Below are 23,930 nucleotides of genomic sequence, written 5' to 3'. Positions count from 1 at the left end.
CTCATGCTGGACTCAATAAGACAGAACGCCCAGTCGTGGGGCGTTAAAATCGCCTTCGGGCTTATCATCATTGTGTTTGTCTTCTGGGGCGTCGGCTCCATGGACAACCAGCCTTCCAATGTGGTGGCAAAGGTGGGCAAAACGTCCATCACCGTCAATGCCTTTGCCAGAGAATATGAACAGCAGGTCGAGCTTGTCCGTGCTCAGTTTCCGGACGTGACCTCGGAAGATCTGAAGCAGGCGGGGCTGAAAATGCGCGTTCTGAATCAGATGATTTCCGAAGTGCTGCTTGTGCAGCAGGCTGAAAAGCAGGGGCTGGAGGTTTCTCCCGCCGAACTGAAGCTGCGTATCGCCGGGATTCCCGTGTTCAACGATGCCGATGGCAACTTTGACGGTGAGCGTTACAAACAGGTGCTGGCTGCACAGGGTACCACACCCGGCGCGTACGAAGACAAGATCCGTCGTTCCATGCTGGCGCAGAAAATGCGTGATTTCATCACCATGCCTGCCGCCGTCACCGCAGAAGAGGCCAAAGCCATGTTCCTGTATTCTGCAGAACGCAGAAGCATGGATTATGTGCTTTTTGCCGCGGAAAATTATCTGGATCAGGTGAAGCCCGGCGAAGAGCAGATTTCCGCTTTTTACAAGCAGAATATTGAAAATTATAAAGTGCCCCCGCGCGTGACGCTGCAGTACGTGATGATCACTCCTGCGGCACTGGCCGACGACGCTTCTGTCTCTGATGACCGCATAGCTGCCTATTACGAAGACAATAAAGAATCATTCCGTCAGGAAGAACGGGTGCACGCCCGTCACATTCTGGTTCTGGCAGATGCCGGTGCGTCGGAAGAAAAGGTGGCCGCGGCTGAGAAAAAGATAAACGAATTGTATGAGCGGATCCGCAAGGGTGCTGATTTTGCCAAGGTGGCCAAAGAAGCCTCTGAAGGGCCCAGTGCTCCGCTTGGCGGCGATCTGGGCTGGTTCGGTCGCGGACAGATGGTACCTGAGTTTGAGCAGGCAGCCTTTGCCGCTGCCGCCGGTCAGGTAACCGCACCTGTGCGCACGCAGTTCGGTTTCCACATCATCAAAGTGGAAGAAAAAGAAAACGCCCGTATCCGCACGCTGGACGAAGTGCATGATGAGATTTCGCACCGTCTGGCCGAAGAGGCCGCGCTGGAAAAGGTTACTCCCACTCTGGACGCCGCACTGGAAGCACTGCTTGCCGGTGAAGACCTGCCTGCCGTGGCGGAGCGCATGCACCTTTCCCTGCGTGACAGCGGTCAGTTCACCCGCGCTCAGGCCACCGGCCTGCTTGGTGTTGAACCTGCATCTGTCGAGCTTATTTTCACCACGCCCGAAGGGTCTGTCATTGACACGCCCATGGAAGTGGAAGGTGGCTACATGCTGGCCAAGGTTGTTTCCAGCAAGGAAGAAACCTACCGCGAGCTGGACGTTGTGAAGGCGGACGTCATCGCCCGTTTGAAGCAGCAGGAAGCCATGAAGCTGGCCGCTGATGCTGCGCGCGAAGCCGTAGCAGCGCTGAAGAACGACGGTTCTCTGCCGCAGTCTGCCGCAGCCCGTGTGAAGAAAAGCGAACCTTTCGGCCGTCAGGGCTTTATTCCCGGTGTGGGACAGGCTCCTGATGTGACTTCCGCCATATTCAAGGCTGCCGATGACGCATGGATAGCTGAAGCGTTTCAGACTCCCACCGGTGCTGTTGTGGCTAAGCGCGCCGCTGTGCTTACCCCCGATGAAACTCAGTGGGCGCAGGTTAAAGACCGTTTTGTTGACGCCATGCTGCAGAGCAAGCGCGAAGAGCTGTACCGTGCCTACATGCAGGACCTGCTTACCAAAACAAAGGTTGAGCTGGTGAACAACAAGATTCTTGAGTAACCGCAGAGCATTCCCGGGCCGCCCTGAAAGGGGCGGCCTTTTTTTGTCTTTACAAAGATCTTTCCGGCCATGCCGGAGAGATTTTTTTGTGTTATGGTGTTGCTGACCGCGTCGGCCCCTTGCATGTACCGGCATGCCGGGTGCACAATGTGCAGACCATGCTTAAGGAGAATCCGGTAATGAAAAGAAACATATCTCTTCTGTTGTGCTGCGTTGCGCTGTTCGCCCTGTGCGGCTGCGTCAAATCGGGCGTGCGTACGGGACCTGCCAGCATCTATGGTGCGGAATCGTTTCGCCCTGAACAGCTGGTTGCTCAAATGGACTCATTTACAGTGTGGCTGTGCGTTGACAGGGCCAGACAGACAGCTGTTCTTTTTATGCCGCGAGATTCCGGATGGCAGCCGGAGTTCCGGCAGGGCGGCTGGCGGAAGGTTGATGATCCGGCGGTGATCTCCGATGCTGTGCTGCTTATGCGCCACTACTATGCCATAGGCAGTTTTGCCGACGGTATCGGTATTGACGAAGGCGGGCAGCGGCTGTTTGCCGGATATCTGTTTGCTCCGGTAAAGCCCGATATGTGGCGCTCGGCGCAGGATGACCGCACGCTGATCATACGCCGTCTGACATGGGATCAGGTGGTGCGTGCAGGCAAGGTGCCCGGGGTGCCGTATCCCGACAGGCTGTAGGTGCCAACCGCAGCCAGAACAAACAATGACGCCGCGCTTCTCAGGGAGCGCGGCGTCATTGTGTTTACTGGAATTCTTCTGAGGGCGGAGGCACTTCGGCCAGATCTTCAAAGGCCGTGTATGACCCTATGTAGGCAAGCTCTGCCATGCCGGTTGGTCCGTTACGCTGTTTGCCGATGATGATTTCGGCAACCCCCTTTTTGGGGTTGTCATCCCGTTTGTTATATACCTCGTCGCGATAGACAAACATGATGATGTCGGCATCCTGCTCAATAGCGCCCGATTCGCGAAGGTCGGAGAGCATGGGACGCTTGTTGGTGCGTTCTTCCACTTTACGGTTGAGCTGGGAAAGCGCAATGACGGGAATATTGAGTTCCTTGGCCAGCGCTTTGAGGTTTCGGGATATATCGGAAATTTCCAGTTCGCGTGAATCTGTTCTGCGGCTGGAACGCATAAGCTGCAGGTAGTCGACAACAACCATGCCGACGCCTTTGTCGGCATGCAGGCGGCGGGTACGGGCACGCAGATCCAGCGTGGTGATGGCCGGAGTATCGTCGATGTAGATGGGCGCGCGTGAAAGCACGTCTGCGGCAGCATACAGCTTTGCCCAGTCCTCGTCGTCCAGAAATCCTTTACGCAGCTTGCCCAGATCAACCTTGCCCCATGCGCATAACATACGCATCATGAGCGATTCCATGGACATTTCCAGCGAATAAATGGCGACGGGCGTTCCCGCATTGACGGCGGCACGCATGGCCATGTTCAGCACAAAAGCGGTCTTGCCCATGGAAGGACGCGCCGCAATGATGATAAGGTCAGAAGGCTGAAGGCCTGCCGTCATGCTGTCCAGCCGGAAGTATCCTGTGGTTACCCCGGTGACAAGCTCCTTGCGTTCCACCCGTTTTTCCAGATCTTCAAAAACCTTGCTGACCAGTTCCTTGGAGCTTTTGAAAACTTTGCCCGTGGTCCTTTCGGAAATGGAAAATATGGATGATTCGGAATGGTCGAGCAACTGCTCGATGTCCTGTGACGCATCGTAGCAGTTGCTGATTATATCGCTGCAGGCACCGATGAGAGAGCGCTGCAGCGACTTGTTGCGCACAAGCGTGGCATAGTGTTCCGCGTTGGCGGCGCTGATGACCGATTCGGCCAGCTCTGCCAGATACACGGTGCCGCCCGCCATCTCCAGTTTACCCTGATCTTTCAGAAATTCAGCTACCGTGATGAGATCAATGGGTGAGTTGCGGCGGTACAGCTCGGAAAACGATTCAAAGATGGTCTTGTGAGCGGGAAGATAAAAGTCGTCTTCATTAACGATATCAACCAGCGTGTGGAATACCTGTCCGCGTAAAAAAACCCCCCCGAGCACGGCCTGTTCAGCCTCTACACTGTGGGGGGGAACGTTACGCAGCAGGTCGTCAGAAACCTGATCCACCTGCCCGAAGGGACCGCCCCCGCCCGTGCGGGCGGGAGCGTTTCCCTGAAAGGCTGTGCTATTCTGCGGCTTCTTCCACTGCGGGTTCTTCTGCTGCGGATTCTTCTGCATCAGCTTCCTCGGTGCGGCCTTCGGCCACTACCTTGAGGGCGATTACGGCTTCTACGTCGGCATGCAGGCGCACGCGCACGTCGTATTCGCCAAGATTGCGGATAGGTGCATCCAGCAGGATGCGGCGACGGTCGATTTCAACACCGGCTTCTGCCAGAGCATCGGCAATGTGTGCAGGGGTGACAGAGCCGTACAGCTTGTCGTTTTCGCCCACGCGCACTGCGATGGATACATCGGCTGCGGCGATTTTTTCTGCCAGAGTGGTGGCAGTGGCGCGCACTGCATCCATTTCTGCCTGCAGTTTTCTGCGTTCCATTTCAAACACTTTCATGTTTGAAGCGGTGGCAGCCATGGCCATGCCCTGCGGCAGCAGGAAGTTGCGGCCGTAACCGGGGCGCACTTCGACAATGTCGCCCAGCTTGCCCAGATTTTCAACGTCTGCTCTAAGAATAACCTTCATCATGACATGCCTCCTACAGCGAGCTCTTCTTCAGCACATCACTGGAGTGCGTGGACGTGTAGAAAAGAAGAGCCATCTGACGGGCGCGCTTGATTTCAGTGGTCAGCAGGCGCTGGTGATGGGCACAGGTGCCGGTGATGCGACGTGCGATAATCTTGCCGCGTTCGGTAACGAAGTCGCGCAGGATATCGGGACGCTTGTAGTTGATGGGCAGGTCTTTATCTGCGCAGAAACGGCAGAATTTGCGCCGGGGAGTGAATCTTTTTTTGAAAGCCATGTTACGCTGCCTCCTCAGCTTCGTCCGCCAGCTTGACGGTGACAAACTTGTAAATGCCGTCGGTGATGCGGATGATGCGTTCCAGTTCGGCTACGGAAGGACCGGCAACGGCATATTCCAGACGGACATAGTAGCCGCGCATGTGCTTGCGCACAGGGTAGGCGAGGTCGCGCATGCCCCAGTGGTCAACGGCCAGAACAGAACCCTGTTCGCGCTCGATGACACCGGTGAGAACTGCGAGCAGATCCTCACGGGGCTGGCTGCCGAGCTCGGGAGAGAGCAGCAGCAACGTTTCAAACTTTCTCATGTTGAATCTCCTTATGGTCTTAAGGCCCGTCCCGCAGGGACGAGCAAGGGCGAAACAGGTCTATTAGCCGCCATCGCGGCTTGTGTCAACGGCTTTATGGCGCAGCGCCATTGTGCACGTTGCATATGGCCTGATTATTGTAGTAATATTTTCCGGCGGCTGTAACGAGCTTTTCCTGCGGGGAAAGCTGTGGTACATCCGCCTGAGCGCCGCGTGGCCGATGTACCCTTTTTTCGGGGCATCTTTTTGTAATATCAAAGAAATCAATCTGCCCGGATTGCTGCGGGACTACCACGAGAACGCTGTTGATGCGAAAAGACTGTCGAAATTTATTTTTCTGCTGCGTTGTTTTTCTGACGTGCTTTCTGCTGACCGGGCATGGCGCGGCGCTGGCCGGCACCATTTCGGTGACGGATAGCGAGCAGGAAACCGTTCACTGGAATCTGACCGCGGACAGGGTTGTCACCCATAGTGACAGCAATATGATCGAAGCGTTCGGCAATGTGGCGCTCCGCGAAGGCGACGATTTTCTGAAAGCTGATTTTATCAGATATTTCGGCGATACGGACTGGGTGCTGCTGAAGGGCAATGTAAGCGTAAAAATGGGGCGCGACGTGGTGGACGCCTCTGAAGCCGAATTTGACCTGAAAAACAGAGTAGGATGGCTGCGCGATGGCTCGGTGTTTGTTGACGGACCGCATATCTATTTTTCCGGTGAGAGAGTGCAGAAGGACTTCGGCGATTCATACCGGTTCCGCAATGCCAAGATAACCGCGTGTGACGGCGAAGTGCCCGCATGGTCCATAACCGCGCGTGAAGCCACCATCGAGCTTGAAGGGTATTCACAGCTCTGGCATACCAGCATGCAGGTGAAGGACCACAGCGTGCTGTACGCTCCGTACGCCATTCTGCCTGCCAAAAAGAAACGGCAGACAGGCTTTCTGCTGCCCGAGGTGGGGCAGAGCTCAAAGCGCGGTTTGTATTATAACCAGCCATTTTTCTGGGCCATCAGCGACACGGCAGACCTGACGTACAATGCATACTGGATGGAGTTGCGCGGGCTGATGCAGGGGCTTGAGTTTCGTCACCACACCACTGAAGACAATAAAAGCTGGCTGCGTGTCGACTACCTGAAGGATGCCCGTACAGACAGCACCGAAGAAGACGAGCCGGGCGGACTGGACGATGATGGTCTGGTGCGGAACAACGATGACAGATTCTGGGTGCGCGGTATGTTCGACGGCACGCTGCACGATACGCAGTGGAAGCTGAAAGCCACGGTGGACTATGTTTCCGACCAGAATTACCTGCGTGAATTTTCGTCCGGTATGAGCGGTTTCAACCGCAGTCAGGACGATATGGAAGATCTGTTCGGCCGCAGCCTGGCCGGAGAGGCGCAGAACAGAACCAGTGAAGTGCTTCTTTCCCGTGACTGGCAGCGGGTGGGGCTTGGCATCAGTTCCAGCTTTACCCAGAACGTCAACGTGGGGAACGGCAACCTTACCTCTTCTGCCGATAATACCGTGCAGACCCTGCCCAAGATCGACCTGTATCTTTTTAAAAGTAACCTTGTGGACGGCGCCGCCCTGCCGGTGGAGATTCAGGCCACGGCACAGGCTGCCAACTTCTGGCGGCACAACGGTACCACCGGCGCACGCTTTGAAGTGGCTCCGCAGATCAGCATTCCCCTTTCCGGCCGGTACGGCTCCGTCATTTCCACCGTGGGATTGCGCCATACGCAGTATTCCACCAGTCACAAAGAACCGGACGGTATACAGGAACAAAGTGCCACCGGTACGTCGCGTACCATTCCCAGCCTGAATATTGCGGCTTTTACCGAAATGGCGCGCACTTTCAGTCTGGCAGGGCAGGACCCTGCCGCAGGAATGAAAGCCGGAGATTCTCGCTGGACAATGCTGCGGCACAGTATTCAGCCACGTGTGAGTTACGACAATACCCCCAATGTCAATCAGGATGACAACCCGTTCTACGATGTGGACGACCGTATTCTGGCGCGTAACGAGCTGACCTATTCGGTGACCAACCTGTTCACGCGCAAGCGGCTGAGTGTGAGCGCGGGGGCTGATGAGGAAAATCCCGAACTGGTGCAGCGCTACGATTATTCCGATTTTCTGCGGTTGCGGCTGCAGCAGAGCTACGACTTTCGCGAAGCCGACCGCACCGAGCAGCTTGAAAAATACAGCCGGCGTCCTTTTTCCGATGTGGAGCTGGAAGCGCGCCTCAGCTACGACAACATAGCATCGCTCACCAGCCGCACCTATTGGTCTCCGTATATCGGCATGGTGACCCGCCATGAGCATACGCTGGATTTCACGTATTACGAGCGGGCTACGTTCCGCACCACGTTTGACTTCCGCCAGCAGGTGGACGAGTACAAGCGTAAAGAAACAGAAACGGATGACAAGCTGAGCTCCATGAATTCAGAACTGGAGCTGAAGCTGTGGGGGCCGTGGACGCTGGGACTTAACTACGAAGTGGATCTGGAAAAAGGCAAAGATATAGAGAAAGGCGTGGATCTGCTGTATTCGCATCAGTGTTTCGATCTGCAGTTCAGCTACGCCAAAGACGGCGTGGAAGACGAGTTCTCGTTGTGGCTGGCTTTGCCCGGCCTTAGCTTCTGATTATCCTGCCTGTCTGCAAACGTGTACTCGCAGCGCTGCGGAGCTTTCCTCCGCAGCGCTTTTTTTTTGCGGAATAGGCGCGTGGGGCGCAATCAATATACGGCACCGGAGGCGTGCCGCGGTATGGCGCAGGGCAGAAGCGCTGCGGGGCGCGTTTTCCGGTGCAGGTGTGTCCCTGTGGTGCTTGCAGGGCGGATATGCATTGCACGGTCACCGGCTGCGCGGGCGCGGGTGAAAGGAGTTTTTTTTATTCTCAGCGCCGCAGCCTATGCGTGTCCATAACCATAAGGCAGGGGGCCCGATATCTTTCGCATGCGGCCTTAGCTGCGTCTGGCAGCGGCTGTGCGTGCCTGTGCCGTTCCAGTGCAGGCATCCGGTCTCGTCAGCACATAAGGGCTATGGCTTTTTCCCGGTTTTGTATCGGTCTGCAGTCAGGTCAGGGAGGCTTGTTGCCGGCATGGAGCGGGCACGGCCGTACGGTGTGTGCAGGTTCTTTTGTCTGCCGGATAGCCGGCCTCAATGGCTGCGGGGAAGGCAGGATGGATATGGGTATGCCGGTGCGGAACAGGGGCGGTGAGGCTTCTGCCGCGCGGTGCGCTAAGTCTGCTGAAAGGTGTTTATTCAGGTGGCCGTCTGCATCCGGTAGTCATCTCCGGCAGTGCAGCTTTGCACATAAAAAAAGGGCCTGCAACTGCAGGCCCTTCGAAAAAGTACCGGATCAGGAGTTCTGTTCGGCGGTTTCCTGTTTGTAGATGGCCGGATCGAGACCGACTGTTTCTATCAGTTTGCCGCCAAGCGCCACCAGCCTGTATTCGGCCACGATTTCGTTTACCGTGGCTGTGACCAGCTGGATGGAAGAGCTGTAGAGCTCATTTTCGGCATCCAGCACGTCCAGCAGGCTGCGCTGTCCCACGCTGAACTGCTCGATATACATGTCGCGGGTCTGGGTGTTGTATTCAACTGCTTCGTTGAAAAGCCGCTTCTGCTCACGGGCGTTTTCCAGAGCATTCCATGTGTCGCTGGTTTCCTGCATCAGGGCTTCATTGATATTCTGCAGGTCCATCATGGAACGGCGCTTGCGGGCACCTTCTGCTTTTTCTGCGGCCAGATCGGATCCGCCGCGGAAAATATTCCATGAAACGCGCAGTTGCAGGGCGTTGTCCACTTCCCATGTGGTGCTGCTTTCCACCTGATCCTTGTAGGTGTTGGAAGCCTGAGCGGTAAAGGTGGGGTAGTATTCGGAACGTGCAAGCTGAATGCGCTGTTCATTTTCCTGAATTTCAGCCTGCTGGGCTGCCAGCTTGGGGTTGCTGGTCAGCGCGAGCTGCAGTGCGGAATCAAACGTGCCGGGCACACCGGCCGGTTTATCGGCCCAGTCCACCTCCGGAGCATCTGTACCGGCAATGCGTCTGTAGTTGGCTTCCGCCACCAGCAGTTCCTGCCGGGCATTGCTGAGCGATGCCTGTGCACGGGCAAGACGTCCTTTGGTCTGCGACACGTCAGCCAGACTTGTGGCACCCATTCTCTGACGCTCTTCCTGCGATTTCAGAATGTCTTCATGATTTTTAACATTCTGTTCGGCCAGCAGAACAAGATTGCGCTGGCGGTACAGCTCAAGGTGCGCTCTGATGGCTTCCAGCGCGAGTACTTCCGCGTTGTCTGTCAGTCTGCTGTCTGCATTTGCCAGCCGCGCTTCCTGAATGCCTATCTGGCTGTTCACCTTGCCGCCGTCCCACAGCAGCTGTGAAAGCGTGGTGGTTATGTCGCTGCGTTCTTCCCAGTGGTTCTTGCGGCCGTCAGTGCGGGTCAGCGCATCGTTCACCTGTTCCACGCCGTACCCTGCATTGAAGTCGAGCCGGGGAAACCAGCCGCCTTCGGCATCGCGCACATCATGCTTTGCGGCGCTCACGCCTTCTTTGAATGATTTGATTACAGGGTTGTTTTTCAGGGTGGCTTCCACACTTTGCTGTAAAGAAGTTCCTGCAAAGGCTTGACCGGAAAGCATAAACACTCCGGCTGCGGAAAGCAGCACCGCATTTTTGCAGGCGCTTAAGAATGGTGAACAAGTGTGTGACATGACAGAACCCTTGGTAATAATATTCCAACGTATAGGGAAAACGGATAGCGTATAACCCATTTCGTCTTATTCTCCTGCAACAGCTAGCATACACGGCGCATTTTGCCAAGCACGCAGCTGTTCTTACGCATCAATTATCTTGTGTTGATTGATCAGTGCCTGCAGTATGGCTTCCGGGCTGTCGTGCCCTGTGCTGCCGCCCAGTGAATCCAGGCTTACACCTTCCAGCACTATGCGCTGGCTGCCGTCGCCCTGTGCCGGGGTGATAGTAAGCATACTGCTGTTTTCATTGTACGGATCAGCCCCCAGACTGACAGTGGCTCCACCGTGGCCGTATCCGTCCAGCAGGTCGCTGAGGTCCAGCACATCCCCTTCATTCACGTTAAAGTCGGTGATGTGATCGATGGCCGACTGGCCGTCGTGCAGCCCCTGTGCAGTAAACACAAAGGTATCTGCTCCCTGCCCGCCGGTCAGGATATCATTGCCTGCACCGCCGTTCAGCACGTCATGTCCTTCGTTACCGAAAAGAATGTCGTTACCTGCGCCGCCCACAAGATTATCCGGCAGGGTGCCGCCGATAAGCATGTCTGCATGGTCGGAACCGTGAGCGCCGGACTGGTTGGTGGTATGCTGGACAAAAATATCATCGTTGCCGAAGTTGTTGATCCAATGGCGCGAATCTTCCCAGCTTATGGTGCCGTCGGTATGTAGCGTGGCATGCTGATTTCCGCCGTTGAGCTGCGCATCGCTGAAGTAGATGTTTTCATGCTGCAGAGGATCGCCGAGTGTCAGTTTCTCTCCAGCTTCCGTATGGGCTGACCATCTGGGGGCGTCCGCACTTCCGCTATTCTGGAAGAATACCTTCATTCCGTCGGTGATGTCAGAGTGGAATTCAAAGCCGTGCTGCCAGCTGAAGCTTGTCTCTCCGTTGGAGTCGTAAGCATCGGGGGCGATGAAGTAGCCGAACTTTTCAGCACCTGCGGGAATGTCCTGCGCGGCGATGGTGATTGTACCGGCGTCGCCGGTCTGGGCATGGGCGTCCACAATTATGCCGGAAATGGGTGTGCCGTCGGCCGTGGCAAAGTAAATGCCCAGAGAGCTTTCATAGCTGCCGGACTCAGCATTGATGTGCGTTGATACCACTAAATCACTGCCGGGAGTCAGCTCCCCGGTGAGTCCCTGCGATACCGCAGCATGAACAGTGTTGGTGGAGTCGGTGAAGCTGATGTCCACCTGCGCAGTGTCGGAGTCGTAGCCGTCATGCACGGTGAGAGAGAGCGAGCTGTCGCCGCCGTGTGTGCGGTAGTAGTGTGCGCCCGCTTCGGTAAGGTATATGTCACCCGCGTGGTGTGTTCCGTCTGCCGCATCGCTGGTGTGCACGGCAAAAAGCGGGTTGCCGGCGCCATCTTCGGGCGAGGCTATACTGTAACGCAGCGTATCGCCGTCGGCATCTGCCGCACGGGTATGCGCCACAATGCTGAACGCTGCAAGCTCTGCCTGATCAAGAGTGACGGTCTGCGGTGCATCCGTGATGACCGGCGCGGTATTGGTCAGCTGGTCTGCGGAATAGCCGCCGTCTGCAAAGGTGAATGATTCAAAGCTGGTGGCATCCAGAGAGTTGCCGTACGTGTCAGTTATCAGCAGGCTGTCGCCGTGTTTTTCAAAGGAGTAGTCGGCTCTGCTGCCTGCAAGGCTGAGCGTGTCGTATCCGGAACCGCCGTCGAGCACGGCCGCACCGGCAAACCCGTTTATGGTGACATGGTCTTTACCGGCGCCGGTGCTGACGGATACATCTGTGTGGCTGCCGCTCAGTGTGACGGTATCGCTGCCGCCGCCCGTGTTAATGTCCAGTCTGGTGCTGGTACCGCTTACCGATACGGTGTCGGCATTGGTGCCTGTGTCTATCTGCGTGTTACCGTGTGCCCCGCTGACAGTCACATGGTTGGCCCCGTCTCCTGCTGATACGTCAAGATTGCCGGTGGAGCCGCTTATGGTGATATGATCGGCACCTGAACCTGCCTGCACGGTGGTTGCCGTATGGCTGCCGGACAAGGTTATGTGGTCGGCTCCCTGACCGGTGGCAATGTGCATGTTCTGGCTGGTGCCTTGCGCAGTAACGTGGTCGGCACCTTCGCCGGTTGCAACGTCGACTTGCCCGAACCTGCCCGACAGGGTGACGGTATCGTTGCCCGTGCCGGTTTCCGCAGTGACGGATTTCGCATCAATGTTGACGGTTACGGTGTCGTCACCGGAGCCGCTGTCCACGGTGAGGAGGGTGGCCCTGTTCTGATGGCTGTGCTGGTCACCGGTGGTCAGCGTAATGGTGTCGGCACCTTCACCCGTGTTGAAGTCAAGATGGTTCCAGCGGTCGTTGCCGCCGGCGCTGCGGTCGTTGGTGGTCACGGAAGCATTGACTGTGTCGTTGCCGTCGCCGGTGGTAATGGTGCCCCGCTTGATGTTATCCAGCGTGACATGGCTGTCGTCACCGCTGCCCAGTGTTACATCGGCATGTACAAAACCGGAAAGGTGCAGTGTGGCTGCCTCCGCACTTTCGGCCTTTACGCTTTTGACACTGTTCCAGCCGGAATCAAGCGTGACATCTGTGCCCGTGTTGCCGGTTGATACTGTGACCATGCCGCGCCCGCCCAGTTCTGCCCCTGCGTTGTGGGTGCCGCTGTATGAGGCGTCCATGTTGGCTTCTGCAGAGTGCCAGTCCGGATCGGGAGTGTTCTGATTGTTCAGCGTGATGGAAAGAGGGGCTGCGACATCTTCGGGAGTGAATGTCCCGTCTTTGAATTGCAGCTGCTCCACATTGGTAACGGTGGTTATGCCGTCCCTTCCTTCCACATTGTCTTCAATGCGGTATCCGCCGTCTTGCGTGCGGGTGATGGTATACTGTCCGGAAGCTCCCCGGAAGACAGCTGTGTCATTTCCTGCGCCGCCGTCCAGCAGGTCGTTGCCGGAGCCGCCGGTGAGCGTGTCGTTACCTGCACCGCCGTGCAAAAGGTCATTGCCTGCGCCGCCGCTGAGAAAATCGTTATCAGCGCCGCCGTCAAGGGTGTCGTTGCCTTCACCGCCGAACAGTCTGTCATCACCTGCGTCGCCGTACAGGTCGTCGTTGCCCTGATTGCCGCGCAGCGTGTCGTTGCCGTCTTCACCGTACAGGGTGTCGTTGTCGGCACCGCCCCGTATCAGGTCGTCACCGGTACCGCCGTACAAGGTATCGTCGCCGGAGCCGCCGTTCAGGGTGTCATTGCCTGCGCCGCCGTTCAGATAATCAACCCCGCTGCCGCCGTGAAGCACATCGTCGCCTTCACCGCCCTGCAGCAGATCGCTGCCTGCTCCGCCATACAGTGTGTCATCTCCTGCATCGCCGTACAGGTCGTCGTCACCGCCGCCGCCGCGCAGTTCGTCGTTACCTGCACCGCCGTGCAACAGGTCATTGCCTGCGCCGCCGCTGAGAAAATCGTTATCAGCGCCGCCGTCAAGGGTGTCGTTGCCTTCACCGCCGAACAGTCTGTCATCACCGGCGTCGCCGTACAGGTCGTCGTTGCCCTGATTGCCGCGCAGCGTGTCGTTGCCGTCTTCACCGTACAGGGTGTCGTTGTCGGCACCGCCCCGTATCAGGTCGTCACCGGTACCGCCGTACAAGGTATCGTCGCCGGAGCCGCCGTTCAGGGTGTCATTGCCTGCGCCGCCGTTCAGATAATCAACCCCGCTGCCGCCGTGAAGCACATCGTCGCCTTCACCGCCCTGCAGCAGATCGCTTCCTGCTCCGCCATACAGTGTGTCATCTCCTGCATCGCCGTACAGGTCGTCGTCACCGCCGCCGCCGCGCAGTTCGTCGTTACCTGCACCGCCGTGCAAAAGGTCATTGCCTGCGCCGCCGCTGAGAAAATCGTTATCAGCGCCGCCGTCAAGGGTGTCGTTGCCTTCACCGCCGAACAGTCTGTCATCACCGGCGTCGCCGTACAGGTCGTCGTTGCCCTGATTGCCGCGCAGCGTGTCGTTGCCGTCTTCACCGTACAGGGTGTCGTTGTCGGCTCCGCCCCGTATCAGGTCGTCGCCGGTACCGCCGTACAAGGTATCGTCGCCGGAGCCGCCGTTCAGGGTGTCATTGCCTGCGCCGCCGTTCAGATAATCAACCCCGCGGCCGCCGTGAAGCACATCGTCGCCTTCACCGCCCTGCAGCAGATCGCTGCCTGCTCCGCCATACAGTGTATCATCCCCTGCATCGCCGTACAGGTCGTCGTCACCGCCGCCGCCGCGCAGTTCGTCGTTACCTGCACCGCCGTGCAAAAGGTCATTGCCTGCGCCGCCGCTGAGAAAATCGTTATCAGCGCCGCCGTCAAGGGTGTCGTTGCCTTCACCGCCGAACAGTCTGTCATCACCGGCGTCGCCCAGCAGATTGTTATTTTCATCACTGCCCGTCAGGGTGTCGTTGAATGCGCTGCCGGTCAGATTTTCGATACCGTCAAGGGTGTCGTTGCCCGTGGTTGTCCCTGTGGCGGTGCCGGCGGATAAGTCGGCCTGAACGCCGGAGTCTGCGCCGGCATAGGATGCGGTGTCGATACCGCTTCCGCCGTCCAGCATGTCGTCGCCGCTGCCGCCGATAAGCGTATCGTCACCATCGTTGCCGAAAATTGTGTCATTTCCGCCGGTTCCGGCCAGCAGATCATTTCCTCCCAGCCCGTGTATGCGGTCTGCCGACGGGGTGCCCGTAAGCGTGTCGTCGCCTTCGGTGCCGTAGATGTCGGCAGAAGCGTCTGCTGAAGTGCTCTGACGGCCACCGGCCGAGACAGCTGCAGGCGTGGCGGAGTCTGCTTGTGTTCCCGGATCATTCAAAGCCTGACTGCGTCCGCTGTCGACGGATCCCAGAGCTTCCAGTCCTTCGGCAATGGTTCCTGCATTGTCGGCGTATTCACCGGTGCCCCCGCTGGGAGAAGCCGGTCCTGCGGCTGTTTCCAGTTCAGGAGTTGCGGCAAGCGCGTTCAGAATGGATTCGCCGGGAATAATGGAACCGTCTGCCAGCTGTACGTCAGGCAACTGCCCGTCTGCAGCGGCAAAATGCTGCAGTACCAGTGTGCCTCCGTCGGGAAAACGGATGACGAGATCTGCGCCGTTGCGAACTATGGTCACATCGGCAAGTGAAAAGAGGGGAAGCAGAAGCTCGGAGCCGGAAAGGTTGACGGTAACTGATGTGGCAGCCGGAGGGGCTGAAAGCGTAAGGGCTTCAGAATGCATGCTTTGGACGTCGGCCATGGCATAGTCTCCCGTTGGTGGGCGCTGGTAGAAAAACTGAAAAAGCAATCAGGCGGGATCCCCCCCACCATGTGCGGTATACAGAAGGTACAGCCTTCTGTATTTTTTGCCTTTTGGCTATCACAGCGCACTATATAGCGCAATATATTAATGACAGGAACAAGAATCTTTTCTATTTAGCAGCGTACACTGAAGAACAGGCGCCGTATGCTGCCGGATCGGGCCCTGTAGTTGACGCACCCTCACCGGCGGGCTATTCCCGTGCAGATAACAGGTGCACCGCCTGTGTAAGTCTGCGGGGTTGCATCCGGAACGTGTTGCAGGCCCGGCTGTCTGCCGCGCCTCTGCAGTAGTATCCGCGGGCGGCCCTGACGGCGATCTTTTTTATTCGGGGGGATAATGGCTGACATAAAAGAAAGCGAGGATAAAGGCATGCGGCAGGATTCCGCAGACCACGGCGGGGCGGGGGAGCGTCCTTCTGCGCCGGAGCATTTTGCGCCTTCTCCGAAAAATGTTGACTATGAACACGCGTTGCTGCGCAGCCTGTGCACAATGTTCCGGCTGCTGGGCAAGCCTGTTTCCATAAATGTCCTTAAATCATTTCTGCCTGTGCGGCAGGGCGAACTGAAGCCTGCTGCGTGCATCCGTTCGGCCAGCCATGCGGGTATGGATGCACGCATGGTGCTGCGTAAGTCCGTTGCCGACATTTCCGTGCTGACCCTGCCGTGCATTCTGTTGCTCAAAGGCGGACATTCCTGCGTGCTTACGGCTGTGGACGATGAAGAAGCCACGGTTATCTTTCCGGAGTCCGGCGAGCGCGAACAGCAGGTTCCGCTTGAACGGCTGGAAAATGAGTTTGCCGGATACGCCATGTACTGCAAGCTGCACAAGCGGCTGGACAAGCGCGCAAGCAGTATCAAACTGTTGAAAACCAAACGCTGGTTCTGGGGTACCATCTGGAATTTCATGCCCATATACAAGCATGTTATTGTCGCCAGTCTGGTCACCAACCTGCTTGTCATCGCTTCTCCGCTTTTTTTTATGAACGTGTACGACAGGGTGGTGCCCAACAACGCGCTGGAAACGCTGTGGGTGCTGGCTGTGGGAATTATCATAGCCTATACGTTTGATTTTCTGCTGCGCAATCTGCGCAGCTATTTTGTGGATGTTGCGGGCAGAAACGCAGATATCGTTCTGGCCAGCAGGTTGCTGCAGCACCTTATGGGGATGCGGCTGGACAACAAGCCGGACTCCACAGGCGCACTGGCAAACAATCTGCGCGAGTTCGAATCACTGCGTGAATTTTTCAGCTCCACAACGTTACTGGCGCTGGTGGACCTGCCTTTTCTGTTCATTTTCATACTGATCATTTATTTCATCGGCGGACCGCTGGCGTTTATTCCTGCCATCGCGGTGCCTGTGGTCACCATTGCCGGCATTCTGCTGCAGTATCCTTTTCAGCGCGTGGTTGAAGCCGGCTATAAAGAGGCGGCCCAGAAAAACGCGCTGCTTATCGAAATCATCAACGGGCTTGAAACAGTCAAAACATCGCAGGCAGAAGGGCGCATGCAGCACCTGTGGGAAAGGGTTGTCGGCATGAGTGCCGAATCCAACCAGCAGGCCAAACGCCTTGCCAATCTTTCGGTCACGTTTTCGTTTCTTTCCGCCCAGCTGGTGAGCGTGGGCATTATCGTCTGGGGGGTCTACCTCATCGCTGACGGCAGGCTTACCATGGGGGCGCTTATCGGCTGCAACATTCTGGCAGGCAGGGCCATGGCACCATTAAGCCAGATAGCGGCCATGCTTTCGCGCCTGCAGCAGTCGCGTATGGCGCTCAAGTCGCTCGATATGCTTATGAAGGCGCCTCTGGAGCGTTCCGAAGACCAGACCTATTTTGACTATTCCGGCCTTTCTCACGACATCAGGCTTGAGCAGCTTACCTTTAAGTACCCCGGTGCAGAGCGGTATGCGCTGGAAAATGTCAATCTGCATATCCGCCCCGGAGAGCGTGTCGGTGTTATCGGCAAGATGGGATCGGGCAAAAGCACACTCGGGCGGTTGTGCGTGGGGTTGTATCAGCCGGTGGAAGGCGCGGTGAAAGTGGGCGGGGTTGATATCCGTCAGCTGGATGTGGCCGACCTGCGTGCCCGCACGGGCTATGTCTCGCAGGATAACTATCTGTTTTACGGATCGGTGAGAGACAACATAGCGCTGGGCCAGCCCGACCTTGATGACCGGATGATACTCCGTGCGGCCACGCTTGCCGGTGTGACCGAATTTGTGCGCACCCATCCCGCAGGCTTCGGCATGCCGGTGGGTGAGCGGGGCATGGCCCTTTCCGGCGGGCAGCGGCAGGCAGTGGTCATTGCCCGCGCCCTGCTGCATGATCCGGAAATTCTCATTATGGATGAACCTAGCAGCAACATGGACAATAGCGCGGAATATAATCTTAAAAAGCGTCTTGCATCCATAATAGCAGGCAAGACCCTTATACTGGTGACACACCGCATGAGTATGCTTGATCTTGTGGACAGACTTGTGGTGCTGGACCACGGCAAAGTGGTGGCCGACGGCCCCAAGGACAAGGTGCTTGAAGCGCTGGCCTCGGAACAGGTGCGCACGGCAGCCCCGGCAGGGATGGCACGCGGCGGGGCGGCGGCACGGGCATGAAGCGTACGGTCTGACTAAACGGAGCACAGCGGATGAACAGACGCGGAACTGACGGGTACCGTCTTGAAGATATCGAATATATGAGCGAGGTTGATGCCGCCCTGCGTCGCAGGGGGCACCCCTTTGCCTTTATGCTTTCAGCCCGCGTGGCCTTGTTGTTCGGCGTGCTGGTTATCTGGGCGCATTTTGCCGTGCTGGATGAAGTGACCAGAGGGCTGGGACAGGTCATCCCGTCGCAGCGCGTGCAGGAAATCCAGAACCTTGAAGGGGGCATTCTGCAGGAGATCGCCGTTTCGGAAGGGCAGATTGTGGAAAAAGGCGATATTCTTGTACGCATTGACAATGAAGCCGCGGCCAGTTTTTACCGCGACGCCTATTCAAAGTCACTGGAGCACAAAGCCGCCATAGCCAGACTGGAGGCTGAACTGGAAGGCTGGCGCGAGATTGTTTTTCCCGAAGATGTCATGCAGAGCGCCCCGCTGGTTATACAGGGGCAGGCTTCCATTGCTGCGGCAAAACGGCAGCAGCAGCAGGTGGAACTGCGCGTGCTGGAAAACCAGCGCGAACAGAAAATAAAAGAAGTGCAGGAAATGGTACAGCGCAGGCAGAATCTGGAAAGCAGCCTGCGTGTGGCCATGGAACAGCGTGACATTGCCCGTCCGCTGATGGAAAAAAAGGTATACCCGCGTGTGGATTACCTGACTCTTGAGCAGAAGGTCATTTCACTGCGCGGAGAAATAGATTCGCTGGCACTGAATATACCGCGTGCACGGTTTGCGGCTGAAGAAGCGCGGGAACGTATACGGCAGCGCGAAGCGGAATATCGCAGCGAGGCGCTGGAAGAGATGAACAGACGTCAGGTTGAACTGCGCTCGTTGCAGGAAACCCTGTCCGCAGGCGGCGACAGAGTCACCCGTACCGATGTGCGTTCTCCTGTGCGCGGTACCGTGAAAAAAATCAATATCAACACCATCGGCGGGGTGGTGAAGCCCGGTGAATCAATTATGCAGATTGTTCCGCTGGACGATACTCTGCTGATAGAAGCCCGCATCAGGCCTCAGGATATCGCTTTTCTGCATCCCGGGCAGAAAGCCACTGTAAAGATAACTGCATATGATTTTTCGGTGTACGGCGGTCTGGAAGGCAAGGTGGAGCAGATAAGCGCCGATACCATTCAGGATAATGATGGCAACAGTTTTTATCTGGTCAAGCTGCGTACCAGAGCAAGCGCCATACAGTACAGGGGCGAGCAGTTGCCCATTATTCCGGGCATGATGGCCACGGTGGATATTCTTACGGGCAAAAAGACCGTGCTCGATTACCTGCTTAAGCCCATTCTGAAGGCCAGACAGAACGCGCTCAGGGAGCGTTGATGGAAAACACGCGTGGCCGGGGCGTTACCGCCGCCTTTCTGCATACTGTCCGCCGCCTGACTGCGCGCGGACGGCAGAGTATATGCAAACGCTGCATGCTGGCGGCCGGAGTCTGGCTGTGTGTTGTCATACCGCTGACATGTCTCGGAGGCGGTGCAAGACCCGCCGCTGCTCCTGAAAAGGCGGCGTCCGGAACTGCTCAGGATGTCAGGAGCAACGCCGCGGCGCAGGCGGCTGCAGACCGTGCAGACCGCGATGCCGGCACACAGTCTGCGCCCCGTGTTCAGACATTGGCCGATGCAGCGGATACAGTGCGCAACGGTGCGGCGGCGGATCCGGCCCCCGACGGAGTTCCGGGCAGGAAAAATGCAACAGCGGCCCGGAACAGTACAGCAACCGCGCCGGACGGAGTGCCGGACCGGAGGGCAGAAAGTGAAGACCGGGCAGGGAGCAGCAATCCTCCTGTCTTCAGCATCCGTCGTTCTGTTTCTGCTGACGGCGCGACGGCGCCGCAAGCGCGTGCAGCAGCGCGGAATAATGCATCCGGTAGTATAAAGGTAATCGGCGGGGCACAGAAAGAAGGCGTGCGGTTGTTCAATACCGTGGCGTTTCGCGGTCCGCTGAAGGCCTTGCCCAAATGGGAACGTGTGCTGCGCGAAAACCGTCGTAATCCGGTGCTGCAGAAGCAGACTGTGTCCGGTCCGGATGCACCGGCAGGCGGCAGAGGAGAAGGGTGGAAGTCCGTAGCGGACAGAGCTGCCGGAGCACCGCCCATGGAAAAGCTGCGTATGGTCAATGCGTTTTTTAACCGCTGGCCCTACCGGCTGGATGTGGAAATTTACGGAGTATCTGATTTCTGGGCCACTCCTGCGGAGTTCATGCGTCACTCCGGCGACTGCGAGGACTACGCCATAAGCAAATATTTTGCGCTGCGGATGCTGGGCTTTCCGGCCGACGCGTTGCGTATTGTGGTGCTTCTTGATTCCATCCGCGGCATAGGGCATGCGGTGCTGGTGGTTTTTCTGGACGCAAAGGCTTACGTCCTTGATAATCTTTCTGATCTTGTGTTGACGCACGACCGGTATTCCCATTACCGGCCGCAATATTCGGTGAATGAAGAGTACCGCTGGGCGCACATTCCCGTGCGGCCTGCCGCAACAGGCAAAGCGGAAGGAAAACAATAGATTTTGGAGACTACCATGGCAGAAACTGCTTCCGACAGAACGCGTGAGCTGAGCCGCGGCAGCGGCAGAACCGGAGCCGGATCAAAGTTGTTGTGGTTTGGAATAGTCGCCGCCCTGTTCACAGTGGCGACCGCTGCAACGCTGGTGCTGGTCAGCATCCGCAACCTGAATGCGGACCTTGAGGAATCGGTGCGCAAACAGCAGAGCATCATGCTCAACGGGCAGGTCAACGTGGTGACCACATGGCTTGATGCCATGGTGGAACAGGGCAACAGGCTTATCAATGCCGACCTTTTCCGGCTGTATGCTTCAGAAGTGGACACGCTGGACGACGATCTTTCGGCATTGCTGAGCGGAGAAAACACTGAACTGGCCGTGCAGCTGCCCATGATGCGCAATCTGCTGCGGGAGTTTGTGCAGTATTCCGACTTTGTTTCCGGAAGAATCATGAACCGGCAGGGCAGCAGCTATATCGCCACCGATGCATCCGTCCGGCCGCTTACTCCGGTTCAGCGGCAGTATGCGGACAGAACACAGCAGACGGGCCTGCCTGTTTTTTCCAATATCCGGCTCAGCTCTGCCGGACTGGTTGTCGATCTGTTTCTGCCCATTTATCCGCCGCGTTACGAATCAAAAGAACCGACGCCTGTTGCCGTGCTTATGCTGACTAAAAATGTCTCTGCCAAACTGGGAGATATCCTGCAGGGGGGACATGGCAGAGGGCAGAGCATGAAGCTGCTGCAGCGCTCGGGTGAGCGGGCTGAGGAAGTCGCACCGTGGCTGGCGGAGGGCGTGCGCACCTCGGCCGGTCTGTCGCTGGGGGATGACGCCCTGCCTTTCGGCAGCCGTACATCGGTTTCGGGCAGCGGAGAAGTCTATTCCATGGGGCTGCGGGTGCCCGGGCTGGATTGGTGGCTGGTGCAGGAGGCCGATATTGACGTAGCCAGAGAGCCGCTGCAGCAGCGGGCGCGGGCTGTGGTCGGGTTCGGTGTGCTGAGCACGCTGGTCATTCTGTGCATGCTGGGCGGGTTCTGGTGGTGGCTGGTGGGCGTGGAAAGCCGCAAGGTTGCCCGTGAAATGAGCAAGCTGGCAGGTCAGGTGGAAGAGCAGAAACGCTTTCTGGACAGCATCAATGCCACCATTGCCGACTTTATCTGCCTGAAAGACGATAAAGGCGTTATCCGCTACGCCAACAGAGCGTTTGCCGAGGCTGTGGGGCGTTCTGAAAAAGAACTCGACGGTCTTGATTTTGCTGCTGTTTTCGGGTTTGACACGGCCCGCAGGCTTACTGCCACCGATGAGCAGGTGCTCATGTCCAACGAGCCTCAGACCATCAGCGAAACAATCTATCTGCAGTCCAGAAAGTATTATTTCCAGATTTCCAAGACGCCTTTCCGTATCGCCCGCCGTGACTGGAGCGGCCTTGTGTATGTGTTCCGCGATATTACGGAACTGGCTGAAGCGCAGGAACGTTCACGCAAGCTGGTGCAGCAGACAGTGGATGCGCTGGTGCGCACCATTGAACATTCAGACCCTTATCTGGCCGGTCATTCCCGCACCATGAGCGGGCTGTCGGCGCAGGTGGCCAAAGCCATGGGGCTTTCCGCGCTGGAAGTGGCCACAGTGCAGGCGGCTGCCAACCTGTCGCAGGTGGGCAAGGTGTTTGTGCCCAAGGAGATACTGAATAAGCCCGGCGCGCTTGACGAGCGGGAAAAAAAAGAGATGGAGCGCCATGTGGAACATGCCCGCATGGTTCTGGCGGACATCGAGTTTGACCTGCCTGTGCTGCAGGTCATCGAACAGATGAATGAAAAGCTTGACGGCAGCGGTTATCCTGCCGGAATTTCAGGTGCTGCCATCAGCAGTCCGGCGCGGATTCTGGCGGTGATAAATACCTTCTGCGCCATGGTGCGCCCCCGTGCGTATCGTCCGGCAGTACCGGTGGATGATACGCTGGACGCGCTGGAACGGATGCAGGACAAGTACGATGCCGAAGTGATCGCCCGCCTGCGTGAAGTTGTGGAATCGGCCACAGGCGAAAAACTGCTGCAGGGTCTGGAAAACGCCGGCAGGGCTTGACCCCTGCGGGACGGTGCAACTCTGCTGCGCAGGGGCGTCAGTGGATAAGAAAACCGGCGGAACGCATGACGTTCCGCCGGTTTTTTGCTGCGGAGCTAACGGTACTTTCAGCTGCGGGCTGATGCGGGAAGCAACGCGTACCACTGTGTAAAGTTTTCGCGTGCCCGTTCGGCGTACAGGGCCTTGCGGTCTTTTTTGCGTGCCCGCTGATTCAGCTCCGGAGTCAGACCGAAGTTGATGTTGGAAGGCTGAAACTTTTTTACCGGAGTGCGCAGGTGGGCCGCCAGCGCACCCAGAGCGCACTCAACAGGCGGCTGGGGGATGTTTTCTCCGTGCTTGCGGGCCGCAAGCATCATGCCCAGCCACATGCCGTTGGCGGCGGACTCCACATAGCCTTCCACTCCGGTGATTTGTCCGGCCAGAAATACGTCGGGGCGGTTTTTCAGCGACTGGTCGCCGTTGAGCACCTGCGGCGCATTGACGTAGGTGTTGCGGTGCACCGAGCCGTAGCGCACGAATTCCGCGTCTTCCAGACCCGGAATCATGCGGAAAATCCTGTCCTGTTCACCGTACTTGAGCTTTGTCTGACAGCCCACAAGGTTGAACATGGTTTTGTTCAGGTTTTCGGTACGCAGCTGCACCACGGCAAAGGGGCGTCTGCCGGTGCGCGGATCGTCCAGTCCCACGGGTTTGAACGGGCCGAACGCCAACGTCATTTCTCCCCGCTCGGCCAGCGCCTCGATGGGCATGCAGCCTTCAAAGTGCAGTTCTTTTTCAAAATCTTTGGTAGCGGCCTTTTCGCCTTCCACCAGCGCCTCGCGAAAGGCGAAATATTCTTCGCGGTTCATGGGGCAGTTCAGATAGTCGGTGTCTTCCGGGCGATAGCGTGAACCCCAGAAGGCTTTTTCCATATTTACGGAGTCTGCGCTGATGATGGGGGCTATGGCGTCGTAGAAATACAGGTGTGTCGCCCCCACTGCATCGGCAAGGCTGCGGCTCAGGCTTTCGCTGGCCACAGGACCGGCGGCGATGACCACCGCGTCGAACCCCTGCAGGGCGGGGTCGTCCAGCGAAGTGATTTCCCGACGTATCAGCGTGATGCCCGGTTCAGCCTCCATGGCTGCCGTCATGGAGGCTGCGAAAAGACCTCTGTCGACTGCCAGTGCTTTACCGGCCGGAACACGCGTGGCTTCTGCCACTTCCATCACCAGACTGCCCAGTGCGCGCATCTCCTGTTTCAAAACGCCGACGCCCGCTTCGGGCTCGTCGGAGCGCAACGAGTTGGAACATACCAGCTCGCCCAGTTCGGGCGAGGAATGGGCGGGTGAAAAGCTGTGGGGCTTCATTTCAAAAAGAGTCACGGCGATACCGGCGCGTGCCAGCTTGCGGGCGCATTCGCATCCGGCAAGGCCGCCGCCGACAATTGCCGCAGAGGTAAGAGCGGTCAAGGCGTTCTCCGATTGTTTGGTGTGTT

14 protein-coding genes are annotated in these 23,930 nt (G+C 57.5%); 7 read left to right on the top strand and 7 right to left on the bottom strand.

Going from position 1 to position 23,930, the window contains the following annotated elements:
* The first annotated feature begins 3 nt into the window (after positions 1 to 3).
* Positions 4 to 1,893: a peptidylprolyl isomerase gene (locus tag ACZ5D1_RS11085; RefSeq protein WP_464554903.1), complete on the top strand. Its 1,890-nt coding sequence runs from the start codon at positions 4 to 6 to the stop codon at positions 1,891 to 1,893.
* Positions 1,894 to 2,072: 179 nt separating this feature from the next.
* Complete coding sequence (locus ACZ5D1_RS11080; RefSeq protein WP_011367379.1) at positions 2,073 to 2,579, top strand: hypothetical protein; 507 nt, start codon at positions 2,073 to 2,075, stop codon at positions 2,577 to 2,579.
* 64 nt (positions 2,580 to 2,643) lie between these two features.
* Here the strand turns inward: ACZ5D1_RS11080 and dnaB are convergent, their stop codons facing one another.
* The 4 genes from dnaB to rpsF are packed head-to-tail and all read right to left on the bottom strand — an operon-like array spanning position 2,644 to position 5,169.
* Positions 2,644 to 4,125 carry a replicative DNA helicase gene (gene dnaB, locus ACZ5D1_RS11075; RefSeq protein ID WP_011367380.1) on the bottom strand — a complete coding sequence of 494 codons (1,482 nt, stop codon included), beginning with the start codon at positions 4,123 to 4,125 and terminating at the stop codon, positions 2,644 to 2,646.
* Positions 4,073 to 4,585: a 50S ribosomal protein L9 gene (gene rplI / locus ACZ5D1_RS11070; RefSeq protein ID WP_027181447.1), complete on the bottom strand. Its 513-nt coding sequence runs from the start codon at positions 4,583 to 4,585 to the stop codon at positions 4,073 to 4,075. Before rplI ends, dnaB begins: the two co-directional genes overlap by 53 nt.
* A 13-nt stretch (positions 4,586 to 4,598) precedes the next feature.
* The gene (rpsR, locus tag ACZ5D1_RS11065; protein WP_011367382.1) at positions 4,599 to 4,862 is read right to left on the bottom strand and encodes a 30S ribosomal protein S18; all 264 of its coding nucleotides are present in this window, start codon (positions 4,860 to 4,862) and stop codon (positions 4,599 to 4,601) included.
* 1 nt (position 4,863) lies between these two features.
* Positions 4,864 to 5,169: a 30S ribosomal protein S6 gene (gene rpsF, locus ACZ5D1_RS11060; RefSeq protein ID WP_011367383.1), complete on the bottom strand. Its 306-nt coding sequence runs from the start codon at positions 5,167 to 5,169 to the stop codon at positions 4,864 to 4,866.
* A gap of 308 nt (positions 5,170 to 5,477) precedes the next feature.
* Between rpsF and ACZ5D1_RS11055 the strand changes: the two genes are divergently transcribed.
* Positions 5,478 to 7,811 carry an LPS-assembly protein LptD gene (locus tag ACZ5D1_RS11055; RefSeq protein ID WP_011367384.1) on the top strand — a complete coding sequence of 778 codons (2,334 nt, stop codon included), beginning with the start codon at positions 5,478 to 5,480 and terminating at the stop codon, positions 7,809 to 7,811.
* Between the two features lie 718 nt (positions 7,812 to 8,529).
* On the opposite strand, the gene ACZ5D1_RS11050 is transcribed toward ACZ5D1_RS11055, so the two are convergent.
* Together ACZ5D1_RS11050 and ACZ5D1_RS11045 are read right to left on the bottom strand one after the other, a co-directional pair.
* Positions 8,530 to 9,816, bottom strand: a complete 1,287-nt coding sequence (locus ACZ5D1_RS11050) for a TolC family outer membrane protein (RefSeq protein WP_049753789.1) — start codon at positions 9,814 to 9,816, stop codon at positions 8,530 to 8,532.
* 195 nt (positions 9,817 to 10,011) lie between these two features.
* Positions 10,012 to 15,150: a type I secretion C-terminal target domain-containing protein gene (locus tag ACZ5D1_RS11045; protein WP_464554901.1), complete on the bottom strand. Its 5,139-nt coding sequence runs from the start codon at positions 15,148 to 15,150 to the stop codon at positions 10,012 to 10,014.
* 399 nt (positions 15,151 to 15,549) lie between these two features.
* Here ACZ5D1_RS11045 and ACZ5D1_RS11040 point away from each other — a divergent pair, with 399 nt between their 5' ends.
* The 4 genes from ACZ5D1_RS11040 to ACZ5D1_RS11025 all read left to right on the top strand — a co-directional run bounded on the left by ACZ5D1_RS11040 (position 15,550) and on the right by ACZ5D1_RS11025 (position 22,456).
* Entirely contained in the window at positions 15,550 to 17,820 is a 2,271-nt protein-coding gene (locus tag ACZ5D1_RS11040; protein WP_081428092.1) for a type I secretion system permease/ATPase, read from the top strand.
* 32 nt (positions 17,821 to 17,852) lie between these two features.
* The gene (locus ACZ5D1_RS11035; protein WP_464554899.1) at positions 17,853 to 19,193 is read left to right on the top strand and encodes an HlyD family type I secretion periplasmic adaptor subunit; all 1,341 of its coding nucleotides are present in this window, start codon (positions 17,853 to 17,855) and stop codon (positions 19,191 to 19,193) included.
* Between the two features lie 584 nt (positions 19,194 to 19,777).
* Positions 19,778 to 20,377 carry a transglutaminase-like cysteine peptidase gene (locus ACZ5D1_RS11030; RefSeq protein WP_464554898.1) on the top strand — a complete coding sequence of 200 codons (600 nt, stop codon included), beginning with the start codon at positions 19,778 to 19,780 and terminating at the stop codon, positions 20,375 to 20,377.
* A gap of 15 nt (positions 20,378 to 20,392) precedes the next feature.
* Positions 20,393 to 22,456, top strand: coding sequence for an HD-GYP domain-containing protein (locus ACZ5D1_RS11025; protein ID WP_011367390.1), 2,064 nt, complete (start codon positions 20,393 to 20,395; stop codon positions 22,454 to 22,456).
* A 107-nt stretch (positions 22,457 to 22,563) separates the two neighbouring features.
* On the opposite strand, the gene trmFO is transcribed toward ACZ5D1_RS11025, so the two are convergent.
* Positions 22,564 to 23,904 (bottom strand): methylenetetrahydrofolate--tRNA-(uracil(54)-C(5))-methyltransferase (FADH(2)-oxidizing) TrmFO, encoded by a 1,341-nt coding sequence (trmFO, locus tag ACZ5D1_RS11020; RefSeq protein ID WP_011367391.1) that lies wholly within the window; start codon positions 23,902 to 23,904, stop codon positions 22,564 to 22,566.
* Positions 23,905 to 23,930: the final 26 nt, after the last annotated feature.

The organism is Oleidesulfovibrio vietnamensis (genome assembly GCF_055388115.1).
This window is presented reverse-complemented; position numbering and strand designations above follow the sequence as displayed.